The organism is Bacillus sp. FJAT-49736 (genome assembly GCF_018343615.1).
GTDB lineage: Bacteria > Bacillota > Bacilli > Bacillales > Bacillaceae_C > Margalitia.
The window spans coordinates 181,089-203,574 of record NZ_JAGYPI010000004.1 but is presented as its reverse complement, the minus strand read 5'-3'; the positions used below and the strand labels follow the sequence as shown (position 1 = coordinate 203,574).

The window sequence follows — 22,486 nt, the reverse complement described above, 5'->3', positions numbered from 1 at the left end:
ATGTTAAACCATATACGAAAAGCTACACTCTATATGAAGACACCTAAAAAAGATGTTTAATAGTTGTGCAAACAGGTTATATACATACTAATTCGAGGTGGCAGGCACCTCACCAAGGAGGAGATATAATGTATACAGTAAAAGTTGCAGAAAATGGACTTGACGCATCCAACCTAGTGAGTGAATTGCAAAATGAAGGTTACCGAAAAGAAAATGTGTATATTTTTGCCCACCAAAAAGGGCGTTCAAAGGACTTAACCGATGCTACCAACACTGGTAGTGTAGGTATTGAAGAACAAGGAATACTAGATTCCTTTGGAAATGTGTTTAAAAAACGCGGTGATGAGCTCCGTTCAAAGATGAAAGCTCTCGGCTTAAGTAAAATGGAGGCAGAAAAATATGAAGAAGTGCTGGATGAGGGGAAATTAGTTGTCATTGCTTCTGAAATACGGATGGATGAACCTCCATATACCATTGTATAAATAAGATTAGCGGTCCTAATAAACGGACCGCTTTTTCTAAAGGATATTTGCTTATACTTTGTTTCCTTTGTAGACGGAAGCGTTATAACCATCCATATCTAGGTTAGGAAACCATTAGCTTTTTTAGAAAAGATGCCCCGAAACTACGCATAATAAAAAATTGTAACGATATACGAAAAGCTATAGCCTATAAGAATTAACATCTATTAACCCATTAAAGAGTGATACAGCCTTTTTGCCACAACCACATCATTTGTTCCATGAATTAATGCTCTTCCATCCTTGAACAGAACCATGCGATGCTCTTCCTTCCTTACCGATATGAGATAAGGGTTTGCACTTACTTCGTATCCTGCTTTCTTCCATTGATTGAAGAGATCTCCTAAAGATATATTAGCGGAGCTCCCCGGTCTAATTTGAATCGTATTTCTCCCGCAAAGAACTGCTGTTTTGGTACTTTTCTCATAATCAAGATATGGATACGATGGATGATGTCCGCAAGTAGGGCAATTAGGATTTTTCATTGTGTTTGCCTTAATAGATAAGGTTTGATTCTGCCATAAATCAAAGGTTACATACGTATTCCTTAATGCATCTACATTATCGGATAATAGCTTCAATGCCTCTGTTGTTTGAAAAGCGGTGACCATTTGAACTGTTGGAGCAATTATTCCCGTTGTGTCACAGGTCTGACCCTTCATCGGCAGTTTCTTCAACAAGCATTGAAAGCATGGAGTATTCCCTGGAATTATAGTAAAAGTGGAACCATAGCTGCCGACACATGACCCAAATATCCACGGGATATGAAATTTATGTGCGATATCATTTAGTATAAAGCGTGTATCAAAATTATCGGTGCCATCCATGATTAAATCTATTTCCGGAGCTATCTTTTCTAGTAGCTGTGCATCTGCTTCCGCTACAATAGAATATACAACCACTTCGCTATTAATCTCGTTCAGCCTTATTTTCGCTGCTTCGGCTTTTGGCATCCTATGCTTGGCGTCGTCTTCAGTATATAAAAGCTGACGTTGCAAATTACTTTCTTCCACATAATCACGGTCAATGATCGTTAATTTCCCAACCCCAGCTCTTGTAAGCATTTCCGCAATATTGGAGCCTAATGCGCCCGTACCTATGATTAAAACATGCTTCTCTCTTATTTTTCTTTGTCCTTCTAGTCCGATTGGTGCAAACAATGTTTGCCGTGAATATCTATCCATCTATACTCTTCCTTCCAACATGATCATCCCCCGCTGACAGGCGGTATAAAGGCAATAGTATCTCCTTCTTGAATAATTTCTTCCTCGCTGACGAATTCTTCATTAATTGCTATCATCACACTATCTAAATCATTAAAAGAATAGGATTCTTGCATTATTTTCTTTAATTCCTTAACGGTTTTACCTTTGAAATCCAAATATAATTCTTGTTTTCCTACCTGATCACGCAACTGGGCAAATAACAATATTTTATTCATGAAGCTCATCCTCTCCCGGCTTTCCTTCTATATATTTTTTTGTACCTAATTGATTGCCAATCCACTCTTCTCCATCCTCCCAATGCTCTTTTTTCCAGATAGGGACCACTTCTTTTATCCGTTCGATTGCATAGCGGTTGGCTTCATAGCTTTCTGCCCGGTGCGGAGTGGAGATAGCAATGACCACAGCGATGTCTGTAATTTCTAATCTGCCGATACGATGAGTAATAGCTGTTTTGGAAAGTGGCCATTTTTCCGTAATTTCCATTCCTATTTGTTCAAGCTTCTTGAGAGCCATTGATTCATATGCTTCATATTCCAGATACAATGTTCTCCTTCCATAAGTGAGCTCCCTTACTGTTCCTATGAAAGTAGTAATAGCACCCGCCTCTCTTTGAACAACTCTTTGAACTACTTTCTCTATATCAATCGGATCCCTTGTAATTTGGAAATTCACTTTTGTCACCTCTAAAGCCTGTTTTTATTTTTATAAAATTCTAAAGCCTTCTGATAATCTTCCATTGTATTCATGTTCCAAAGGCAATATTCCCACTTATCCTGTAAATCAATCGGAATATCTTGTTTTTCTATTATTTTAGCATTCACTTCATTTATAAGCTGTGACATTTTTCTTTTATCATTTAAAAGAAGCTCGTTAATGTGGGACTTAATTCTATGATGATAGACACCGAATAGGGGATGGATTCTTCCTTTATATGATGGAATTACCACATCCACTTTGCTATTTTCTAATACCTCTTTCATAAATTCTCCTAATGCAGGAGATGCAAAAGGCATATCACAAGCAATAAATAAGCATGCAGTATTTGCTACGTCTAACCCGGTATAAATTCCTGCTAAGGGTCCATCCCCTTTGAATTTCTCCGCATCCGAAAATATTCGTATCCCAAGGTTACTATATATTTCAGGTATATTCGCAATAATAATAATCTCTTCTGAAATAGTGGTGAAATCTTCTACTAATCGTTGGATAATGCTTTTTTCTCCTAGAGGAAGCAGCGCTTTATTTTGGCCCATTCGTCTTGATTTCCCACCAGCCAAAATCACCGTTTTCATCTTTGTTCTTCTCCCTCTCCCGGAGCAACCAATTCCACTTTAATACGATCGGGATCTTCAAAATAAACGGCATAATAGGATGGACCACCAGCAAATGGATGCCGGTCTGAATAAAGAATTTTTATCCCTTTCTCCTTAAGCTCCAATGTAATATCATCTACTTGCTGTCTTGATTTTGCCCGGAATGCTAGATGATTTAACCCTACTCTGCAGCGGTGATATGGGATATCTAAGTATTTTTTATCGGCTTGAACAAATACGATATAAGTGGATTCATGTTTCCAGCTGATCCCCTTGTCCCACTTTTGATAAACCTGATAGCCTAGTTTTGTTAAAAACCAATCCCAAAATTTCGTAGTTTGCTCAAGATCCGAGACATATATTTCGATGTGGTGAAGCATATTATATTCCCCTTTATATTTTAATAAGGCTATTTTCGCATATATTATTGTTTTCGTAGAAGTTCATCTTGCCGTATAACTAAATGCTTGGTGGCATCTTGTCGTAAGTACATATGTGAAAATTGCCTAGAAACTTAAGTATTTGACCATTATTAAGGTCCAATCGCAACAAAGTTTACGAAAAGAGCCTTTCATAATAATTACTTCTACAGCTATAGGAAACGTACCTTCCTGTCAGAAAACATTTACTAATTCAAAGTTAGAACTTCCATCAGACAAAAACTTCGTTAAAAAAAGCTTAGCATTCTGCCAAGCTTTTTAATACCTTCTTCAATACTTTACCTTCTTCTGATTATTAGAGATTTGCTTCCATTTTGCTTTTTCTGCTAATGCTGCACGTTGGTTCTCTTTTCTCTCTAAATAAGCAAGCTCTTTTTGCAGTTTTACATAGCTGTTATAACGGTCTATATCCAATGATCCATCAGAAATTGCTTGTTGGATCGCACATCCCGGTTCCTTCTGATGCTTGCAATCTCTAAATTTGCATTGCTCTGCAAAGGATTCTACATCGGAAAAGCTGTGACTTAATCCCTCATCTGCTTCCCATAGCTGCAGCTCTCTCATTCCAGGGGTATCAATTAAAATACCTCCCTGCTCGAGAACGATCATTTCTCTATGGGTTGTTGTATGACGTCCGCGATCGTCGCCATCACGAACCTCTTTTACTTGTTGTTTTTGGTGCCCAATTAATGTATTCGTCAACGTAGATTTTCCAACACCCGATGATCCGAGCAATGCAATAGTCTGCCCTTCATCAAGATAAGGGGCTAGCTGATCTAAGCCTATATTTTTTTCAGCACTAATAGGAATAATAGGAATTCCAAAGGCTACCGTTTCTACCTCGGCTATTTTCTCCTCTATTTCCTCACATAAATCAGATTTGCTTAAAATAATTACAGGATTTGCACCACTTTCCCACGCAGACAAAATATAACGCTCAATACGCCTTACATTAAAATCAGCGTTTAAGGCATTTACAAGAAAGATAGTATCAACATTAGAAGCGACAATCTGTTCTTCTGTTGTTAAACCGGCAGCCTTTCTGGAAAATTTGCTTTTCCGAGGTAAAACAGCATGAATCGTAGCCTTTTGCTCCTCTGGTCTTGCAGATATTACCACCCAATCACCAACAGCCGGATAATCTCCACGGTCTAGTGCATTAAAACGCATCTTTCCCGATACTTCACCTAAAAGTTCACCATACTCGGATAACACTCGATAAATTTTTTTATGTTCTAGTGCGACTCTTCCAACCTCATATCCCTGTTCCTTATACTGTGAAAACTCTTCTTCAAAAAATTCATTCCAACCTAAAGCTTTTAAATTCAATTAGAATTCCTCCGTTTTTTGGATTAATATTTTGGTAAAAAAAATACCTCTTGTGCATATGTTCAATAGGTTTTTCATTCGAATAAACCTATTCACATACACACATGAGGCTCTAAATTAACGATAAATACTACCCTCATTTAGGGTAAAAAGATAACCGTGCTAGCACGGTTTTGTTGAAAAAGGGTAGAAAACACCCTAAAATATAAAAACCATGAGCCTGTGAATTGCAGCCCATGGTATGATGAACATGATCAAATTAGTTTGTTAATGCTAATAAATCTACTTCTTTATTTTCCATGGACTGCATTATGAAATTATTTTGATTAGTCATATATACATTTGCTTTCATAATACATACCTCCTTTGGAAAATGTCTGATTTGTTTAACAAACATATTGTATACGTTTTACATTATAAAGTAAAGCTATTTTCAAAAAAATAAAAATAATTAATTACTAGATGTATAGTTTGCTAAATCCCTGTCCATAATGATGATAGACGATGAAACCCCCCTCTTGTAGGATGGTCTTAACAAAAGACCATCCTTATTTTTTTGCCATTTTTATAACAGCATGTATCCATTGTTTTTCCCAAATGTTTGGTTTATTCTAATGTAGGAAGTACATAAATCATTCAAATCTATTTGAACATCCATCATTGGTAATGGAGGAGGAAGCAAAAATGACATTAAAAAAGACCTTTACGCTTGCTGGATCTGATACAAGCGGTGGAGCAGGACTTCAGGCCGACTTAAAGACATTTCAAGAATTAGGTGTGTATGGGATGACTGCCATTACATCCATCGTTACAATGGATCCTAAAAATAATTGGCATCATAATGTGTTCCCTATTGATGTGAAAACGGTTGAACCACAACTGGAAACTATTTTGTCAGTAGGAATTGACGCTATGAAAACAGGAATGCTCGGATCAGTTGAAATTATCGAGCTGGCAGCCAACAAAATAGATGAGCACAAGCTTGATAAAGTGGTTATTGACCCCGTTATGGTTTGTAAAGGGGAAGATGAGGTATTGCAGCCGGAAAATACAGACGCAATGCGTGAGCTTTTAATACCACGCGCAACTGTAGTAACTCCTAACCTATTTGAAGCATGGCAATTGGCAAAAACAGGTCCAATCAAGACCATTGATGATATGAAGGAAGCTGCGGTTAAAATTCATGAATTAGGCGCTAAAAATGTTGTAATTAAAGGTGGAAAACAATTGCAACATGAAAAGGCCCTAGACCTTTTCTATGATGGAAGCGAATTTATATTATTGGAAAAGGAAAAATTAGATACAACCTACAATCATGGTGCAGGCTGTACATTTGCAGCTGCTATCACTGCAGAGCTTGCCAAAGGTGCAGCTGTGAAGGATGCTGTTCACACTGCAAAAGAATTTGTAACAGCTGCTATTGAACATGGCTTTAAATTAAACCAATATGTTGGTCCAGTTATGCACGGAGCGTATACTCGCTTTGTTGCATCAAAATAAATATTTTACTCCGGCGGGTGACAATCACCCGCTTTTTCAATTTGGGCATTACTCGTTTACATAATTCGTACATTGGGATTAATCCGAAAGAAGGGTTATTTCAGAGCATCTCTTCTGCATAAGTGTATGGATTTTACCTAAAAACCGATGCTTAGATTTTTACGGGAAAATCAACTCAGTTTATAAAAAGAACGCTAATTAGAGCTAATTTTTCGCATTCAGCTACTATTTTTAGTAAAATGTTCACATACTTTATTTATGTATTATCACATTTATCGCATTCTGATAAGAATCAAAATCAATAAAGATCGTTCACCCATTTAGCAGAGGAGGGGAATTCCTATGGAACCAATTAATACAGTAAAAGTGCAAGAAAAAATAAATGAATTTGCTAATCAAGAGGTATACATACATTTGGAAACGACGAATGGAGCGTATGCATCCCACTTTAATGAGTCCTTTTTTTCCGCAGGCGCTTATATCCGCAATGCAAAGGTAAAATATGAGCATGGAAAAATTACTGGAGATGGTCCTTTCCGAGTTGGTATAAAAATGGAGATAGGCTGGATTTACGCAGAAGGAATCACACATTTTGAGGTGGATGAACATAACCGCCTGTTGCTTGCCGGCCATGGTTATGATGGTAAACTGGCAGTTGCTCTAGAAATAAGCAAAACACCGTTTGATATATAATTTTTGGCAGAAAGGAGTTTTATATATGGAAAAAGAACGTCAAGTGTTAGTCGTATTTCCACATCCAGATGATGAAGCATTCAGTGTATCAGGCACCATCTCCTCTCATGTAAAAAATGGAACTCCTGTTACCTATGCGTGTCTCACTTTGGGTCAGATGGGTAGAAACTTAGGAAATCCCCCTTTTGCGACAAGAGAATCCCTTCCGAATATTCGCAGAAAGGAATTGCAAAAAGCGGCGGAAGTAATGGGCATCCAAGACCTTCGAATGATGGGACTTCGCGATAAAACCATTGAATTTGAAGATGACGAGAAAATGGCTAAGATGATTTCCGATTTAATACAAGAATTAAACCCCTCCCTTATTATTACATTTTATCCGGGATATGCAGTTCACCCCGATCATGACGCAACCGGAAGAGCGGTAATTCGAGCAGTGAGAAAGCTACCATTAGAGAAGCGACCAAAGGTTCATTGCCTAGCCTTTTCAAAAGGACATGAAGAGGAAATTGGCAGACCGGATATCGAAAATGATGTCCGTGACGTTATCGACCAAAAAATGGGGGCTATGAAAGCACATATATCCCAAACCGGTTGGATGATGGAAGAAAGAGAGAAGAAATTAGCTGAAAAAGACCCGGAAATATTAGCTTGGCTTCAAACGGAAAGATTCTGGTCATACCCATGGGATAATGATCGCGTGGAATAAGTTCGAGATATCGGACTTATTTTTTTTATGTTATGAATGTCACTGTTAACCCTTTCATAGGTATGGTAATTTCCCATTTCTTTGAAGGAGCTCTTTAGCATCTATAAAGCAATCGGAGAAAAGCACCAACTCATTCATAGTGGAACTTCTTCATTTTGATTATGAATAACACTAGTTCCTGCAATCCAGTCATAAATATTTTTCCTTTGCTTATTTACTAAAGGAAAGAAAATATATAAAATAGCCAAGATATTTGCTGTGAATAAAATAAAAGTTATTAAACTATCAGGGAGGGAGGATGGCCTCAGTATATTCCAAATTGCAAAATGAGACATTTCCCATGGTATAAATTTAATGACAGACCGAAAAATGGCTCTTCCCACTCCAATCGGTTCGCCATCCTTTTTCACTACTCTAATGTTCCATTTTCTTTTTCCTAGTGTGCCTCCCCTGCTAGATGCCTCCATGAGACTAAAATAAAATACGACAGGTAAGGTTATAAGACAGAAGCCTGTTACCTCAGCAACGAATGGGCCTTTTGAAAACAGTAACAACAAAAGAGGACGTAATAAAATGGAGAGAAAAAAGTAAAATGACCCCATACCCACAAATTATTAAATAATCGATTAGAATAGAAAATATTCTTAGTTTATAAGAGGCAATATTGGGCTTTATTTCATTAACCCTTTTCGGTTCCAAGTGACTTCACCTCCATCCCATTTTCCAAGGTAGCTATTGCATAGATTTTTTATTTTCGGCATTCTGTAAAAATAGAATCTTCCCAAAAGTATACCATAATTTAAATGAAAATTCTGAAATTGACAGCTGGAAAATGTTGAGAGTGATTACTTACTTTCAAATCGATACAATGTAATTTATTTCGAGTTATCATTGATGATAGCTTTTTTATGATGTTTCGCATAAGAATTAGAACAGCACAATTTTGTAATTAAACGTCCCATCAATTCCTTTGATTAGCACGAAATTCCTATTTAAAGGCACGAAATCAAAGTAAAATGGCCCGAGTGGTTACTTTTTCCTTAAAAAAAACGATGGGAAATCCTTTTTCCACATCGTCCATTAACCACTTTATAAATTTGCGTTCAGCATTTGTGCAATCGCCTTACCCACACCATCATTCACATTCAAATCTGCTTGATATTTACAGAGCTCTTTAATCTCCTGTTCTGCATTACCCATGGCAAAAGGATAGCCTACTTTTAGTAACATAGAAAGGTCATTAAAGTTATCGCCAATGGCCATTGTATCCTTTAGATCAATGCCTCTTTCTTTCACGAATGTCTCCAGCGCAATTCCTTTCTGTGCATCAATATGGTTTATCTCTAGGTTATCATGACCTGAGGAGGTAATCTTGAGGCCATCTAATTCATGTAACGCCTTGCTTGCCTTTTTCAGAGGCTCCTCTTCTCTTGAGAATACAATAAACTTATAAAAGATGTATAACGGGTCATTAAAAATCACTTCATAATCATCAATGGTTTGAATGAAGCCCTTGGTAAATCGCTCTTCTACCATGCTGCGGATTTCTTCGGTTGGTCGCTCGGGGTTGGCAGTTTTATATATATCTACAATGACGCTTATACTTTTATTATAATCCTCGGTAAACTTCCCTTTATTTGTGTAAACCTCAAAATAAACTCCGATCTCATTTAATATGTTTGCGATAGCAGTAGCCTGCTTTCCGCTTAATCCTATGGAACTGACAATTTCTCCAGATTCGTTTCGAATTTCAGCACCATTCACAGCAATAAGCGGGCAGCTAATTCCTGCATCCTGTAAAATAAAATGCGCCTCATCAAATGAACGTCCAGTAGCGATTACGACTTCTACTCCCTGCTCCTTCGCATAAAGAAGTGCTTTTCGGTTTAATTCGCTAATTTCCTGTCTGGCATTCAATAATGTGCCATCCATATCTGATGCAATACATCGTATCATTTTAGCATCATCCTTTCTAGTTGCACGTTCCCTATTAACTTCAATATTGTACCATTTAATAAGGTTGTGACACAAACTAAGGAAAGCGCGAGGATGCTTGCGCTGGTCAAGATTAGACTTGATGTTGTAAATGTATGGGAATAAAAATTTACTCTCCTTACCTTTTTTAAAAAAAGATCCCTATATTAGGGACCGACAATCAAGATATTTTTTCGAATTTTTCCAGCTCAATTTTAAGAGGCGTTCTTTCCAATGATTTAACATTATGATTTCGTTTCTTCCTCTTAAAGTAATGGGAATGTCCGGTAGTTGCTTGAACATATCCTTCAATCATAAAGGAAAGCGCCAGCATTGTAATGGCAAAACAAATGATAGGTGTTAAAGGAATCCAGCTTGCTAGATTCAAATATCGAAAGGAGTCCCCAATAAGCCCAGACCACTCGTTAGAAACCGAGACAGGCGGATCTCTGAATAAGCCATCAGATTTATTATGGGTACCGCCAAAAAACAGTTGAAAGAGTCCAAGATGTGCAAAGATAATAAGAGCTTGCATTATTTGCTGTCCGAAAATCACGAATATTTTCTCCCGCATGGCAGGAAATATATGCTTTCGAATCAATCGCAATTTACTTGCCCCCAAGGTTTTGGAACAGGTGACAAATTCCTCTTGATATGCTTTGCTGGCCTCATTGCTAATTAATACAGCAATCACTGGAACCGTTAATAATGCGAGTAAAATTATCTCAATAACCACTCTTTGCGTCATTGTATTGTGAAAACCTTCTAGTGGCTCATATAATATCGGGGTTAAAATATATACTGCCAGTACTGTTAATGGAATGAAATGGAAGGAATCCACTAAACCGCTAAAATATTTTTTTTGTTTTCGTAAATAAGTTCCTAGAAATAACCCAATTGGAATAGCTAGAAACATTCTTATTGCTGCTACCGCTATTGCACCCAAAATTGTATATTTTGCACCAATCAGTACCTTTGTAAACATGTCAAACCCTAAGCGGTCTGTACCAAATGGAATATTCCACTTAGGTGAGATCGGGGATACCTCAATCATTTTTCCATGATTATCATATAAAATTCGAAATTGGCGTACATGATTATGAGTGATCTCCGAATAAAGGATGCTCGCAATTAACAAACTCGCTATAAAAATAAAACCAATTAAAAATAAAGGATTTTTCCATGGACTTTTCATGAAATGGATTCACCCCCTGTTATTTTTTTCTGAAGGATCCATTCCCCAAGGGAATATAATATAAATATCGGGATAAATAGCGATAAAAGTGCTAATGTAAAGATTTTTGGATCCATATGATTACCCATAAATATGGTTATCCCTTGCATATTAAATAGGTACTCTAAAACAAATAAATTGGATAACATAAACCATATTGTCTTTTTCGATTGAAAGAACAGACTAATCCAAGCATTTCGTAACACATAGATGAGTACGATGAAGGATTTTCTTAAACCAATAGATCTAGCAAGCAGTACATAGTCCTTCCCTATTTCCTCTTCTAATATAATCATAGAAATCCTAAATAATTGAATAGTCGGTAAGATTGCTAGGCAGAAAATCGGAAACAAGTATATTTTTTCCTGATCCATCGCTGCAATATCAGCAATTAGAAACCCTGTCTTTTTTACTATTAAAATAACAAGTAGTTGACATAGGGTAATGACAAATAAATCCGGCACTGATTCTAGCATGAAAAAGAAAAATTTAACCTTTTGGCGTAATCGATACGGCAGGAGGACAGTGCAAACAGATAACAGAAGTGAGATAAGGCTAGCTGCAATAAATGCACAAAATAAAACAATCAAGGAATAAACCATTGGGCTAATAATGTTAGGAAATAACGGTAATAAATTCCCATTGTGGAAATAGGTTAACTGTTGTAGATGCAATATACCATTAAAAATTTCCTTCAATGACAGGAGGTAGCTCCCCCAATCTAATGTTCCACTATTCAATCCTATTAAAAGGCTGGGCAACCCACCAACCAATATAATTCCAATACAAGACAATGCAAATCGTATTACTAGGTCTACTATTTTATTCATAGATTCCCTCCAAAATAATTCATAATTTATTCCATCTTCCATTTTATTATTCAAATATATAGTATTTTTGAAAAAATGTCGATAAAATGAAAATTTTTGTAGTTCTTTATACACAGGAGGAAAATAACACCACATGAAATACGAAGGAATAAATATTACTTGTCCATTCAAACTAGTTATATAAACGATTTTAGGGAAATAAGCGCTCTAGAGATATCAAGAATAACTAATAACGAAAATGGGTGAAACAGCTTATAAAATATGCTGTTCACCCATTTCATTGATCTTATTTATTTGTTGTTTTGCAAGGGTATTTTCGTATAGATTGTTTAAAATCCAAAAGCCAATTTTAACCTGTTGATTTTCGTATAAGTTCATCAACCAATACAACTACGTGGCATCTATTCATAAAATAAATATGCAAAAATTGCCTAGAAGCTGGTAAATGCCTGTTATTATGGTCCAAAAGTAACTAAGTTTAGGAAATGAGCCTTTGCAAAAAAGCTTGAATCATAAAAAAGCTGATTTCATCAGGCAAAAGCTCCTTAATGAGAGTTAATCGGTCTGTATCCGCCTCTTCAACTGCAGCTGCAATAAGCGGAACAAATTCTGAAGGAATAAATTGATCCCAGTCTATAGAAAAACCTTCTTCTGAACACTTAATAAGATGGGTTTCAATGGTTCTCAATGACATGTCACGCTTGTCCGCAATCTCTTCGAGGCTCAGCCCTTCCTGCAGCATCTTATATGTGATATGTTGGCTCTTCTCCTTTGTACTCTGTTTGTTTTCCTCTTCACTCTTTTCTGTTTCCACATTCAGAAGAAGTTTCTCTTCTGTACCATGCTGTTCCCGATACGAAAGGATTACGGCAAGAAACGTACTTCCATATTGTTCGAGCTTTCTTTCTCCAACTCCTTTTAACTGGAGGAATTCACTGCTTGTGGTAGGCATTCTTACACTCATTTCTTGTAATGTCTGATCCGAAAAAATAATGTAAGGTGGGATTTTTTCCACTGCCGCAATTTCTCTTCTTAATCGTCTCAATTCCTCAAATAATTCATTATCCTCCACTAGCTGCTTGACTTGAACCTTTTCCTTCCTAAATACTTTCTCCTCTCCCATTAAAACGTTAATACCTTTATTTGTCACAATCAACACTGGGTAGGCACCGTCTGTTGGACGTAAATAGCCTTCAGCGGTCAAATAATCAATGAAATCATTTACCTCTCTTTGAGTTTTTCCTTTCATAATTCCGTAAGTAGATATCTGGTGGAATCCGAAGCTATTAATTTTCCTGTCATTTGAACCTGTTAACACCTTCGTAATGAATGTTTTCCCAAACCTTTCATTCATTCGCTTAATACAAGAGAGAACCATTTGTGCTTCCTTTGTTACATCTACTTGCTGACGGTCATCTGTGCAATTGCCGCACTTCCCGCAATTTTCAGGGTCTTTCTCGCCAAAATATCGTAAAATATATTGTAGAAAACAGGTTTCAGTATGACAATAGGAAATCATCTTCCTCAGCTTGGAATATTCGTATTCCTTGCGCTCCATGTTCATATCAGACTGATCGATGAAAAATTTTTGGATATGGACATCTTGAGGGGCAAACAAAAGAATACATTCACTTTCCAGCCCATCTCTTCCAGCGCGTCCTGCTTCCTGATAATACGACTCCATATTTTTCGGAATATGATAGTGAATTACATACCGTACATTCGATTTATTGATACCCATGCCAAATGCGCTGGTTGCAACCATTACGGTTATATCATCATACAAAAATTCCTCTTGGTTCCGATTCCTTTCATGTTCCGACATTCCTGCATGATATTTTCCAACCAGAATTCCGAGACTTTTTAATTGCTGATAGATGCGTTCTACTTCTTTACGTGTCGCGGCATACACAATTCCGGATTGATCCATATTTTTATGAACATATTCTTTTACAAAAAGATCTCGGTCCTGGCCTTTTACCACTTGAAAACTTAAGTTATCTCTACCAAACCCCGTAAGAATAACATCCCTTGTGGGAATATTTAATAAATCACAAATATCATCCTTTACACCTGGAGTTGCTGTTGCAGTTAAAGCCAAAATAATTGGCTTCGGTTGGATGTGTTGAATAAGCTTTTTTATTAGTAAATAGCTTGGGCGAAAATCATGTCCCCACTGTGAAATACAATGGGCTTCATCTATAGCCAATAAAGAAACGTTCACCTTATACAGCAAGTCTAAAAAGGACGGGGCTTCAAGTCTTTCTGGAGCAATATATATTAATTTGTATTGTCCAGCTTCTATCCCTTTTAGGCGTTCATCCAATTCATTAGCGGTAATGGAGCTATTAATGAAGGTTGCGGAGATTCCTGTATTTATTAGGGCATCGACTTGGTCTTTCATTAAGGAAATAAGCGGAGAAATAACAATTGTGATACCCGGAAGCATTAATGCAGGAATTTGATAACAAATAGATTTCCCGCCACCGGTAGGCATTATCGCGACGGTATCCTTACCATGCATAATCTGGTCAATGATTGCTTCCTGACCTTTTCTAAATTCATCATAACCAAAGTAGGCTCGAAGAATTTCTTTAGCGTTTGATAACAAAATCATGTCTCCTTTCGAAGGAATTTTTTAATTAGGGAAAAAGTGAGGAAAAGCGGGAGGGGGAATTGATGGAAAATTACGATGATTCAATCAAATTATATACAATATCTTTGCTAATTACTAGGTCACATTAAGAAATTTACATCTTTCATAATGCCTCTTTTACAACCATTTACGAAAACGCCTCAAAAAAATAAGAGTGACTATGCCACCCTTATTATGAAGCCCCGCAAGGTAGTTTAATAATTACATCTGTTCCGCGACCCTCTTGACTATAAAACTCAAAGGAACCCTTATGATCCTGAATGATTTTTTGACTGATCGTAAGTCCAAGTCCCATGCCTTTTTCCTTCAACGTAAAAAAAGGTTCAGCAATCTTTTTTAATCTTTCAGGCGGAATTCCCCTGCCTTGGTCCGAAACTATTACATGAACCTTGTCCATTACCTTTTTGCACTGAACAGTGATAATTCCCCCGGTTGGCATGGCATCCATTGCGTTTTTTATTATATTTATAAATACTTGAATTAGCCCGTTGCGATCTGCTTCTATTTTGCACTGGGAATCAGCATTCAGATTGAATTGTACATCCTTTAATAACGCTTCTGGCTGCAAAATATTGATAACGTATTGAAGAATTTCATTTAAAAGAACCATATTAATTTCCTTGCTTTGGGGTTTTGAAAGTGCTAGCAAGCCGCCAGCAATTTGATTAATACGGTCAATTTCTGAAATCATAACCTTTGCATATTGATCAGAAACATTTCCAGCCTCATGCATTAATTGCATTAACCCTTTAATGCTTGTTAATGGATTACGAATTTCATGAGCAATCCCTGCAGCAAGTTCTCCGACGACTGAAAGCTTCTCTCTCTTTATAAGAATAGACTCGGCTACCTTCTGTTGAGTAATATCCCTACCGATGGTAAGAAGACCTTTTCGTGTGCCATTTTCATGAAAAAGCGGAATTTTAATAACGTCAAAGCTTTTCAGTTCACCAGATGGCACAACAAAAGATTCTTCCGCTCTTGTGATTTTTCCGTTTTTCCAAACCACTTCATCCGATAAATAGCAGGTATTAAGCCCTTCCTTAAAAAACGGAACTAATTCCGCCAGCTCAAGATCCGTTTTTCCATAGTAATCGATATTGTCCAGCTGAAATAGCTTGCGGCCAAACTGATTAACCTTTTTCCATCTAGACTTTCCATCTTTAAAACACATAAAATCGGGAGTTGATTGCATTAAGAGAGACCACTTTTCTTCTTCCTCTTCTAGTGCAAGATAATTTTTATAAAGGAAAAAGAAGCGATTTATTAAATAAATTATCATTCCACTGAGAAGACATAATAAAAAAATGGTATTGCCTATATACCAGCCTGTTTTTTGCTGAAAAGCGTTATATAAAAGCAAACCTATGTCTAATAATAAGATAAAGAAAAAAACTCCCCAAAATATTTTTGATATACGGTGATTTCTCATTCTATTTTCCTATCCTTCTTTAAAATACCCTTTCCATATATTTTATCATACCGATAGGAACAGAAAATACGTTTTATTCTATTTTAAAATGACGTCCCATGTTGGAACGTCATTTTACGGTTTTATTTTAGGCTGTTCTTGATAAATTAAAGAGTCTTTATTTTAGCTTCAATTTTAATTTATCGAGCATATCGACGGTCATTTTACTTAAATCGTACTCAGCTTTAAAGCCCCATTCATCCTTCGCCGCAGTTGGGTCAATAGAATTTGGCCAGCTGTCTGCAATTGCTTGTCTTGTTGGATCTACCTCATAACTCATTTCAAATTGCGGGATATGCTTTTTAATTTCAGCTGCTATTTCCTCTGGAGCAAAGCTCATCGCAGTAATATTAAAAGCATTACGATGTTTTAATTTAGAAGAATCTGCTTCCATTAAATCAATGATTGCGTTCAACGCATCTGGCATATACATCATATCCATTTTTGTTCCTTCTCCAATGTATGATGTATAACGGCCACTTTTGATTGCTTCATAATAAATTTCAACCGCATAGTCCGTCGTCCCGCCGCCAGGCTGTGCTACGTAAGAAATCAAGCCTGGGAAACGAACTCCTCTTGTATCTACACCGAATTTATAGAAATAGTAGTCACATAGTAATTCACCGGATACTTTATTAACTCCATACATGGTAGTTGGGCGTTGAATAGTATCCTGCGGTGTATTGTCCTTTGGAGTAGATGGACCGAAGGCACCTATAGAGCTTGGAGTGAAAAACTGGCAATTTAATTCTTTTGCCGTTTCTAGAGCATTTACAAGACCGCCCATATTTAAGTTCCAAGCTAATAATGGATTTTTTTCTGCAGTAGCCGATAATAATGCGGCAAGATGGATAATCGTATCCACTTTATATTTTTTCGCAATCTCATGCATTTTCCCTGCATCCGTAACATCCAAAATCTCGAATGGGCCACTCTTTACGACATCGCTGCCATTATCACGAATATCTGTAGCAATTATATTATCTGATCCGTAAATACCACGCATTTTCGTTATTAATTCTGTACCAATTTGACCTAATGAACCGGTCACAAGAATCTTTTTCACTATGGAATCCCCCTGTATCGATTGCTTATCTAGTTGTTTTTCAAATGTATATTTTTATAGGCTGTTTTTCCCTGAATTTTAGGCTGTTAAATTAGGCCCATTTCTTTTCCTACTTTTTCGTAAATGGAAATTGCCTTATCCAGCATTTCTTTCGTATGTGCTGCTGTAGGCATATTTCTTACACGGCCAGTCCCTTGTGGAACAGTTGGAAAAACAATGGATTTTGCATAGACACCTTCTTCATATAGTCTTTTACTGAAGGCCTGTGTCGTTTTTTCTTCCCCGATAATACATGGTGTGATAGGTGTTTCGCTATCACCAATGTCAAAGCCCAGGTCTTTTAAACCTTTCTTCAAGTAATTCCCATTTTCCCAAAGACGGTCATTAAGCTCTGTACTGCTCATTAATATCTCCACCGCTTTAGTAGCTGCTACTACGTCTGCAGGTGTTAATGCTGTAGAGAATAAAAACGGACGAGAACGAACCTTCAACCAATCAATGAGGTCCTTTTTCCCTGCTACATATCCCCCTACTACACCGATCGCTTTTGAGAGGGTTCCAATTTGGAAGTCAACTTTGTCTGCAAGTCCGAAATGTTTGACCGTTCCCGCTCCTTTTCCTGTTACTCCAGAACCGTGCGCATCATCTACATACGTAATTAAATCGAATTCCTCGGCAATTTCAATGATTCCCGGCAAGTTAGCAATATCTCCATCCATAGAGAATACACCATCGGTAATCACCATGATTTTATTGTACATGCCAGATTCCTTTGCCTCTTTCGCTTTCTTACGCAAATCATCCATATCCGAGTGATTAAAACGAATAATTTTTGCTTTTGAGAGACGGCAGCCATCAATTATGGAAGCATGATTCAATTCATCGGAAAGAATGGCATCATTTTTATCCATAACAGCGGAAATAGCCGCCATATTACAATTGAAGCCCGATTGATAAGCAATTGCAGCTTCTGTTCCTTTAAATTTTGCTAAGGTTTCCTCTAATTTAATATGAAGATCAAGGGTACCATTAATAGTTCGAACAGCTCCTGCTCCTACTCCATATTTTTCAATAGCATTCGTTGCTACTTCCTTTAAACGTTCATCTGTTGCTAATCCTAAATAATTATTGGAGGAGAGATTAATCAGCTCTTTGCCTTTTACTTTTATAATCGGGCCGTTTGCGCCTTCAACAATGTCAATCTCATTATAAAGACCCTTTCCCCGTAAATCCTTTAGATTTTCTGTTAAAAATTGATCTAATGTTTTGCTGGACATATTTACCCTCCTAATAAAAAATGTAAGCGCTTTATACACAATTGTCCTCTGTGGATGGACAACAAGTTGTAACTTAATGCTTTATATATGGATTTTATCATAAAAGATTATTTTTGTTTATATGTGAAGGACAATATTTTGTCATTCTGTATCTGTACTATTATTTCCTACATTTGCATCGATATCTATTTAAAGCAAAAAATTATCCTCTCTATACGAAAGAATAATTTTATTACGATTATTGAATTTTAAATTTTATTCCGCCATTTTAATTCTACTTTTTCAACCCCTGCACTGCATCATCAATCCGTTCCACCGCTGCCTTCAAACGATCACGCGGACAAGCTATGTTCATGCGCAAAAATGCCTCGCCGCTTTTTCCAAATTTATAGCCCTCATCGAATTTGACTTTGGCATTCTGTAAAAAGTATTGGAACAATTGCTCCCCTTCAAAACCTAATTTAGAACAATCCATCCAAATGAGGTGAGTCGCTTCAGGATGAATTAATGATATTTCTGGAATATTGGTTTGGAAATAATCCAGAACAAATTGTAGATTTCCTTCTAAATATCTTAATAAGTCTTCCAGCCAATATTCACTGGATGTATAAGCAGCAACTGTGGCTTCTACGCCAAAAACATTAGGTCTCATCATTCCGTATTGGAAAAGTTTTTTCTGATATCGTTCCCTTAATTCATCATTAGGAATCATAATGATAGATGTTTGTAGTCCGGCGATATTAAAGGTTTTGCTTGGCGCTGCACAAAGGATGCTTTTATTTGGTATGTCTGGGTGGATGCTAAATAACGGCAAGTGACGATTTCCTTTGTAGACTAGATCTCCGTGCATTTCATCTGAAATAATCCAGACATCGTGTTTTAAGCATATTTCAGCAATCCTCTTCAACTCTTCCTCTGACCATACTCGTCCAACTGGATTGTGGGGACTGCACAAAATCAGTGCTTTTGCTTTTGGATCACGAGCTTTTTCTTCCAAATCATCAAAATCTATTTCATAGTGGCCATTCATATAAAGAAGAGAATTTGTCACTATTTTACACTGATGATTTTCAATGGTGCTATAGAAAGGATAGTATACAGGTTCTTGAACAATTACTTTATCCCCTGGTTTTGTTATTAATTGAATTAATAAATTAATACCTGGAATAATGCCCGGGCTAAAACAAATCCATTCTCTCTCAATTTTCAGCTTGAAACGCTTTTTCCACCATCCAATGATAGATGCATAATAGTTGTCACAAAAAGTAGTGTATCCGTAAATGCCGTGCTTTGCCTTCTTTTCCATAGCCTCGATAATTTCCGGAGCCACCTGAAAATCCATGTCTGCAATACACATCGGGATGACTTCATCATCGGCCATCGACCATTTTACTGAATGTGTATTTGTTCTCTCGATGCAATCATTCCAATTCACACTTAGGTCCCCCTGTTCTATTTGTTCACTACATCTACTTTAATACAGTTGTGTGAGTTTTGAAACCTCTTATAAATGGATATGTATCATAAATTAGAAGAAGAGTGAAAAAATCACTCTTCTTCTGATTATTTTTCCAGCCTTTGAATTCCTGCATCAATTTTTTCATATATTTCTTCAACAATCGAAAAGTCCATTGCCTCAATATAATATTTTTCAAGTTTATCGTGAAATGCTTTCGCTTGTGCTAAATGGGAAGTACCTTCTTTCATTTTATCTTTATATCGTTTGTGGACATCCTTTATTTCGATAGCATACTTCTCATCTGTACCCGGGGTTACCGCTGCTAGATATAAATCAACAATTTCATCCCCTTCACGGTCAGGAAAATACTCATGAGGATCTGTACTATCAAAAATTGCAATTCCTAATTCCCTTATGATTACCATATCTAAGCTTTGAGGATCAAAACCGCAATGATATATTTCTGTATTAAAGCCTCTTTCTTCGGAAACAGAGGCGATTTTCTTTAATAAAGTGGATTTTCCCGTTCCAGCACGGCCTTTAATGAAGTATCGCTTATTAAGATCTTCGGTAAGATTCCCTACAAAATCGACTGCTCCTTTTGGTGTGGCTGCTCCTAGAAAGCGGTGGCGGACAATAGCCTGTTTGTTGGTCCTTTTATCAGCAAAGATTTTATTTACCATTTCCACCGTTACCTGATTTGCTTTTTCAAAATCCATTTCTTTTATATAAATTTCTTCTAATATATCATGTTCTCTTAATCCTTCTGAAAATGATTGATATGCAGCTTCGAAAGCGGCACTGATTTTCGATTGAATTTCTATTATTTCCTTTTTATGCTGTTTAAGATACTCGCTATCCCATGCCTTGCCTAAATTAACGTATTCTTCAATAGCACCTGGTGCCATTGGTTCAATTACATGTGGAGCTGTTCCATCAACAACTCCAACCTTAAGCTGAGGAATAATGACACCATCAATCGAATCATTGTCAGATGAACAATGGATTAGCTCTATAGAATAACCTTTTTTTCCCCATTCAGACGCAATTCTTTTCATTAAGCTTGATTTTCCCGTTCCAGGACCGCCCTTTAATATATACAGTCGATCCAGTCCCTCTAAATTAGAATCAAATAAATTATAAAATCCTCTTCCGGTGTTTCCGCCTGCATAATAATTTAACACCTGATCTGTCATGCCTTTTACACTCCTCTTACAGTCGGATTTAAGAACAAATGCGTAAGCGCCTTGCCCATCGGCGACGGATTTTGGAGTCTTCGACTGAGATAAAGGCAGCGAGGTAGTTCACGAGCTATTGAAATTAGCTCTTCGTATTTCACCTGATGTTGACTTATCGTAGGGAGAAGACTTAGAAATCCGCTAGCCGATAGGCTCTGGTGAAATTAGAAGTTCCAATTTCACTTGTAGCTAGACGTGGACAAATTTATAAAAGATTAGCAACAGTCGATTCTAAAGAAAAATAACTACACATTAGCCTATGCACTAGCGGCAAATTGGTTACTTTGCCTAATTCGGTACGATGAACCATTGATAATACGCTATTTTTCGCATAGTTTGTTTAAAATCCAAAAGCCGATTTTAACCTGTTGCTTTCGCATAAGTTCATCCTCTCGTATAACAAAGGCTTCGCGGCATCTTTTCGTAAGTACAATTGCGAAAATTGCCTAGAATCTTAAGTATTTGACCCTTATGAAGATCCACAAGCTACAACATTTACGAAAAGAGCCCTTGATAGTACAAAGATTATTAGCCTATACTATTAATGTCAGTTTATAGGGGGAAGTAAAAAATTGAATCACAGAAACAAAAAAATTTTCCTTTTATCCGCTATTTTTATTGTCTTTGGGCTGTTCGTCTTTTTGCTCATTACACCTGATAAAACAAAATCAAAAGATGCACCCAAATCTGTTCCAACCATCTTTGTTCATGGCTTTAAAGGCGGTCCCAGGTCCTTTCAGTTTATGCTTGAGCGTTTTCAGAATCAGTACCATTGGGGCAAAAAGACTATGGTTTTTACGGTCAATAAAAATGGAGAACTTCATATGTACGGATCAATACCAAGGAATCAGAAAAATCCCTTGATCCAAATCATTTTTGAAAATAATCGAGCCAGCATACAAGATACAACCAATTGGCTAAAAAAGGTCATGAGAGTATTATCACGACAATACCATGTAGAGGAAGTTAATGCAGTGGGACATTCCATGGGTGGACTTGTTTTAACAAATTTTATCGAACAATCTAATGATGGACAGTACCCGAGGATTGAAAAGTTTATTACCATTGGGAGTCCATTTAAAGGCATCCAAAAGGAAGCCTATTATCAAAATATACGTAATACTGGTCCAGCTATCTTTGATTTGAAAACAAATTCGCCGTTTTTAACATCTCTAATAAAGCACAGAAATGAATTTAGTCCTTCCATTAAGGTTTTATCGATTGCTGGGGTAGCAAAGAATGAGGAGGATGGAGATGGTGTTGTCTCTTTAGATAGTGCACTTGGACTTAAAGATATTGCACCAAAGCAGCGTTTTGAAAGTAAAATTATTTATGATCCACATGCAACACATAGTGGATTACACGAACACAAGATGGTAGATCAATACATTGGAGAGTTTTTGTGGGGATATTAAGAAAACCGGGCGAAAATTAATATTGCCCGGTCTTTTCGTCTAAAAAACATCATACTCCGTCCTCTATAACGTGTGTTTTTTATCATTATCCGGGTACCTTTTCTCACAAGTATTACCTGAGTTTTCTTGTCATAA

Annotated in this window: 21 protein-coding genes; 5 read left to right on the top strand and 16 right to left on the bottom strand. The window is 36.9% G+C overall.

Annotated elements, in window-relative coordinates; translation table 11 throughout:
• The first annotated feature begins 128 nt into the window (after nt 1-128).
• The gene (locus KHA87_RS19055) at nt 129-482 is read left to right on the top strand and encodes a YflT domain-containing protein (protein ID WP_213095773.1); all 354 of its coding nucleotides are present in this window, start codon (nt 129-131) and stop codon (nt 480-482) included.
• A gap of 206 nt (nt 483-688) precedes the next feature.
• Here the strand turns inward: KHA87_RS19055 and KHA87_RS19050 are convergent, their stop codons facing one another.
• The 6 genes from KHA87_RS19050 to rsgA form a co-directional block, all read right to left on the bottom strand.
• Nucleotides 689-1,705: a ThiF family adenylyltransferase gene (locus tag KHA87_RS19050; protein ID WP_213095772.1), complete on the bottom strand. Its 1,017-nt coding sequence runs from the start codon at nt 1,703-1,705 to the stop codon at nt 689-691.
• A gap of 23 nt (nt 1,706-1,728) precedes the next feature.
• Nucleotides 1,729-1,962 carry a molybdopterin converting factor subunit 1 gene (moaD, locus tag KHA87_RS19045; protein ID WP_213095771.1) on the bottom strand — a complete coding sequence of 78 codons (234 nt, stop codon included), beginning with the start codon at nt 1,960-1,962 and terminating at the stop codon, nt 1,729-1,731.
• Nucleotides 1,955-2,419, bottom strand: coding sequence for a molybdenum cofactor biosynthesis protein MoaE (locus KHA87_RS19040; RefSeq protein WP_349305602.1), 465 nt, complete (start codon nt 2,417-2,419; stop codon nt 1,955-1,957). Before KHA87_RS19040 ends, moaD begins: the two co-directional genes overlap by 8 nt.
• An 11-nt stretch (nt 2,420-2,430) precedes the next feature.
• Nucleotides 2,431-3,039: a molybdenum cofactor guanylyltransferase gene (locus KHA87_RS19035; RefSeq protein WP_213095769.1), complete on the bottom strand. Its 609-nt coding sequence runs from the start codon at nt 3,037-3,039 to the stop codon at nt 2,431-2,433.
• A complete protein-coding gene (locus KHA87_RS19030; RefSeq protein WP_213095768.1) occupies nt 3,036-3,440 on the bottom strand; it encodes a VOC family protein in 405 nt (134 codons plus the stop codon). The genes KHA87_RS19035 and KHA87_RS19030 overlap by 4 nt, the downstream gene beginning before the upstream one ends.
• A gap of 330 nt (nt 3,441-3,770) precedes the next feature.
• Nucleotides 3,771-4,829 carry a ribosome small subunit-dependent GTPase A gene (rsgA, locus tag KHA87_RS19025; RefSeq protein WP_213095767.1) on the bottom strand — a complete coding sequence of 353 codons (1,059 nt, stop codon included), beginning with the start codon at nt 4,827-4,829 and terminating at the stop codon, nt 3,771-3,773.
• A 684-nt stretch (nt 4,830-5,513) separates the two neighbouring features.
• Between rsgA and pdxK the strand changes: the two genes are divergently transcribed.
• The 3 genes from pdxK (at nt 5,514) to bshB2 (ending at nt 7,731) form a co-directional block, all read left to right on the top strand.
• Nucleotides 5,514-6,329, top strand: coding sequence for a pyridoxine/pyridoxal/pyridoxamine kinase (gene pdxK, locus KHA87_RS19020; protein WP_213095766.1), 816 nt, complete (start codon nt 5,514-5,516; stop codon nt 6,327-6,329).
• Nucleotides 6,330-6,671: 342 nt separating this feature from the next.
• Nucleotides 6,672-7,022, top strand: coding sequence for a YojF family protein (locus KHA87_RS19015; RefSeq protein WP_213095765.1), 351 nt, complete (start codon nt 6,672-6,674; stop codon nt 7,020-7,022).
• A 25-nt stretch (nt 7,023-7,047) separates the two neighbouring features.
• Nucleotides 7,048-7,731, top strand: a complete 684-nt coding sequence (gene bshB2 / locus KHA87_RS19010; protein WP_213095764.1) for a bacillithiol biosynthesis deacetylase BshB2 — start codon at nt 7,048-7,050, stop codon at nt 7,729-7,731.
• Between the two features lie 134 nt (nt 7,732-7,865).
• Here bshB2 and KHA87_RS19005 read toward each other — a convergent pair whose 3' ends face one another.
• From KHA87_RS19005 to KHA87_RS18960, 10 genes are all read right to left on the bottom strand, one after another.
• Nucleotides 7,866-8,333 carry an RDD family protein gene (locus KHA87_RS19005; protein ID WP_213095763.1) on the bottom strand — a complete coding sequence of 156 codons (468 nt, stop codon included), beginning with the start codon at nt 8,331-8,333 and terminating at the stop codon, nt 7,866-7,868.
• 487 nt (nt 8,334-8,820) lie between these two features.
• Nucleotides 8,821-9,687, bottom strand: coding sequence for a Cof-type HAD-IIB family hydrolase (locus KHA87_RS19000; protein ID WP_213095762.1), 867 nt, complete (start codon nt 9,685-9,687; stop codon nt 8,821-8,823).
• Between the two features lie 199 nt (nt 9,688-9,886).
• Nucleotides 9,887-10,900 (bottom strand): ABC transporter permease, encoded by a 1,014-nt coding sequence (locus tag KHA87_RS18995; protein ID WP_213095761.1) that lies wholly within the window; start codon nt 10,898-10,900, stop codon nt 9,887-9,889.
• Nucleotides 10,897-11,769: an ABC transporter permease family protein gene (locus tag KHA87_RS18990; RefSeq protein WP_213095760.1), complete on the bottom strand. Its 873-nt coding sequence runs from the start codon at nt 11,767-11,769 to the stop codon at nt 10,897-10,899. The genes KHA87_RS18995 and KHA87_RS18990 overlap by 4 nt, the downstream gene beginning before the upstream one ends.
• Before the next feature lie 478 nt (nt 11,770-12,247).
• Nucleotides 12,248-14,386 carry a DNA helicase RecQ gene (recQ, locus tag KHA87_RS18985; protein WP_213095759.1) on the bottom strand — a complete coding sequence of 713 codons (2,139 nt, stop codon included), beginning with the start codon at nt 14,384-14,386 and terminating at the stop codon, nt 12,248-12,250.
• Nucleotides 14,387-14,597: 211 nt separating this feature from the next.
• On the bottom strand, nt 14,598-15,857 hold the full coding sequence (locus tag KHA87_RS18980) for an ATP-binding protein (protein WP_213095758.1): 1,260 nt from the start codon (nt 15,855-15,857) through the stop codon (nt 14,598-14,600).
• A 157-nt stretch (nt 15,858-16,014) separates the two neighbouring features.
• Nucleotides 16,015-16,962, bottom strand: a complete 948-nt coding sequence (locus KHA87_RS18975; RefSeq protein WP_213095757.1) for an L-threonine 3-dehydrogenase — start codon at nt 16,960-16,962, stop codon at nt 16,015-16,017.
• Nucleotides 16,963-17,048: 86 nt separating this feature from the next.
• Complete coding sequence (locus tag KHA87_RS18970; RefSeq protein ID WP_213095756.1) at nt 17,049-18,239, bottom strand: glycine C-acetyltransferase; 1,191 nt, start codon at nt 18,237-18,239, stop codon at nt 17,049-17,051.
• A gap of 274 nt (nt 18,240-18,513) precedes the next feature.
• Nucleotides 18,514-19,674, bottom strand: coding sequence for a MalY/PatB family protein (locus KHA87_RS18965; RefSeq protein WP_213095755.1), 1,161 nt, complete (start codon nt 19,672-19,674; stop codon nt 18,514-18,516).
• 128 nt (nt 19,675-19,802) lie between these two features.
• On the bottom strand, nt 19,803-20,894 hold the full coding sequence (locus KHA87_RS18960) for a PRK06851 family protein (protein WP_213095754.1): 1,092 nt from the start codon (nt 20,892-20,894) through the stop codon (nt 19,803-19,805).
• A 614-nt stretch (nt 20,895-21,508) separates the two neighbouring features.
• Here KHA87_RS18960 and KHA87_RS18955 point away from each other — a divergent pair.
• Nucleotides 21,509-22,351: an alpha/beta hydrolase gene (locus KHA87_RS18955; protein WP_213095753.1), complete on the top strand. Its 843-nt coding sequence runs from the start codon at nt 21,509-21,511 to the stop codon at nt 22,349-22,351.
• Nucleotides 22,352-22,486 lie beyond the last annotated feature (135 nt).

What these genes read in the sequence shown, in the direction of transcription:
- bshB2 (WP_213095764.1), top strand. Translation starts at nt 7,048, where the DNA reads ATGGAAAAAGAACGTCAAGTGTTAGTCGTATTTCCACATCCAGATGAT.
- KHA87_RS19005 (WP_213095763.1), bottom strand. Translation starts at nt 8,333, where the DNA reads ATGGGGTCATTTTACTTTTTTCTCTCCATTTTATTACGTCCTCTTTTG.
- KHA87_RS18960 (WP_213095754.1), bottom strand. Translation starts at nt 20,894, where the DNA reads ATGACAGATCAGGTGTTAAATTATTATGCAGGCGGAAACACCGGAAGA.
- KHA87_RS19000 (WP_213095762.1), bottom strand. Translation starts at nt 9,687, where the DNA reads ATGATACGATGTATTGCATCAGATATGGATGGCACATTATTGAATGCC.
- pdxK (WP_213095766.1), top strand. Translation starts at nt 5,514, where the DNA reads ATGACATTAAAAAAGACCTTTACGCTTGCTGGATCTGATACAAGCGGT.
- KHA87_RS18970 (WP_213095756.1), bottom strand. Translation starts at nt 18,239, where the DNA reads ATGTCCAGCAAAACATTAGATCAATTTTTAACAGAAAATCTAAAGGAT.
- KHA87_RS19050 (WP_213095772.1), bottom strand. Translation starts at nt 1,705, where the DNA reads ATGGATAGATATTCACGGCAAACATTGTTTGCACCAATCGGACTAGAA.
- KHA87_RS19015 (WP_213095765.1), top strand. Translation starts at nt 6,672, where the DNA reads ATGGAACCAATTAATACAGTAAAAGTGCAAGAAAAAATAAATGAATTT.
- KHA87_RS18995 (WP_213095761.1), bottom strand. Translation starts at nt 10,900, where the DNA reads ATGAAAAGTCCATGGAAAAATCCTTTATTTTTAATTGGTTTTATTTTT.
- KHA87_RS19035 (WP_213095769.1), bottom strand. Translation starts at nt 3,039, where the DNA reads ATGAAAACGGTGATTTTGGCTGGTGGGAAATCAAGACGAATGGGCCAA.
- KHA87_RS18990 (WP_213095760.1), bottom strand. Translation starts at nt 11,769, where the DNA reads ATGAATAAAATAGTAGACCTAGTAATACGATTTGCATTGTCTTGTATT.
- KHA87_RS19030 (WP_213095768.1), bottom strand. Translation starts at nt 3,440, where the DNA reads ATGCTTCACCACATCGAAATATATGTCTCGGATCTTGAGCAAACTACG.
- recQ (WP_213095759.1), bottom strand. Translation starts at nt 14,386, where the DNA reads ATGATTTTGTTATCAAACGCTAAAGAAATTCTTCGAGCCTACTTTGGT.
- moaD (WP_213095771.1), bottom strand. Translation starts at nt 1,962, where the DNA reads ATGAATAAAATATTGTTATTTGCCCAGTTGCGTGATCAGGTAGGAAAA.
- KHA87_RS19055 (WP_213095773.1), top strand. Translation starts at nt 129, where the DNA reads ATGTATACAGTAAAAGTTGCAGAAAATGGACTTGACGCATCCAACCTA.
- KHA87_RS18980 (WP_213095758.1), bottom strand. Translation starts at nt 15,857, where the DNA reads ATGAGAAATCACCGTATATCAAAAATATTTTGGGGAGTTTTTTTCTTT.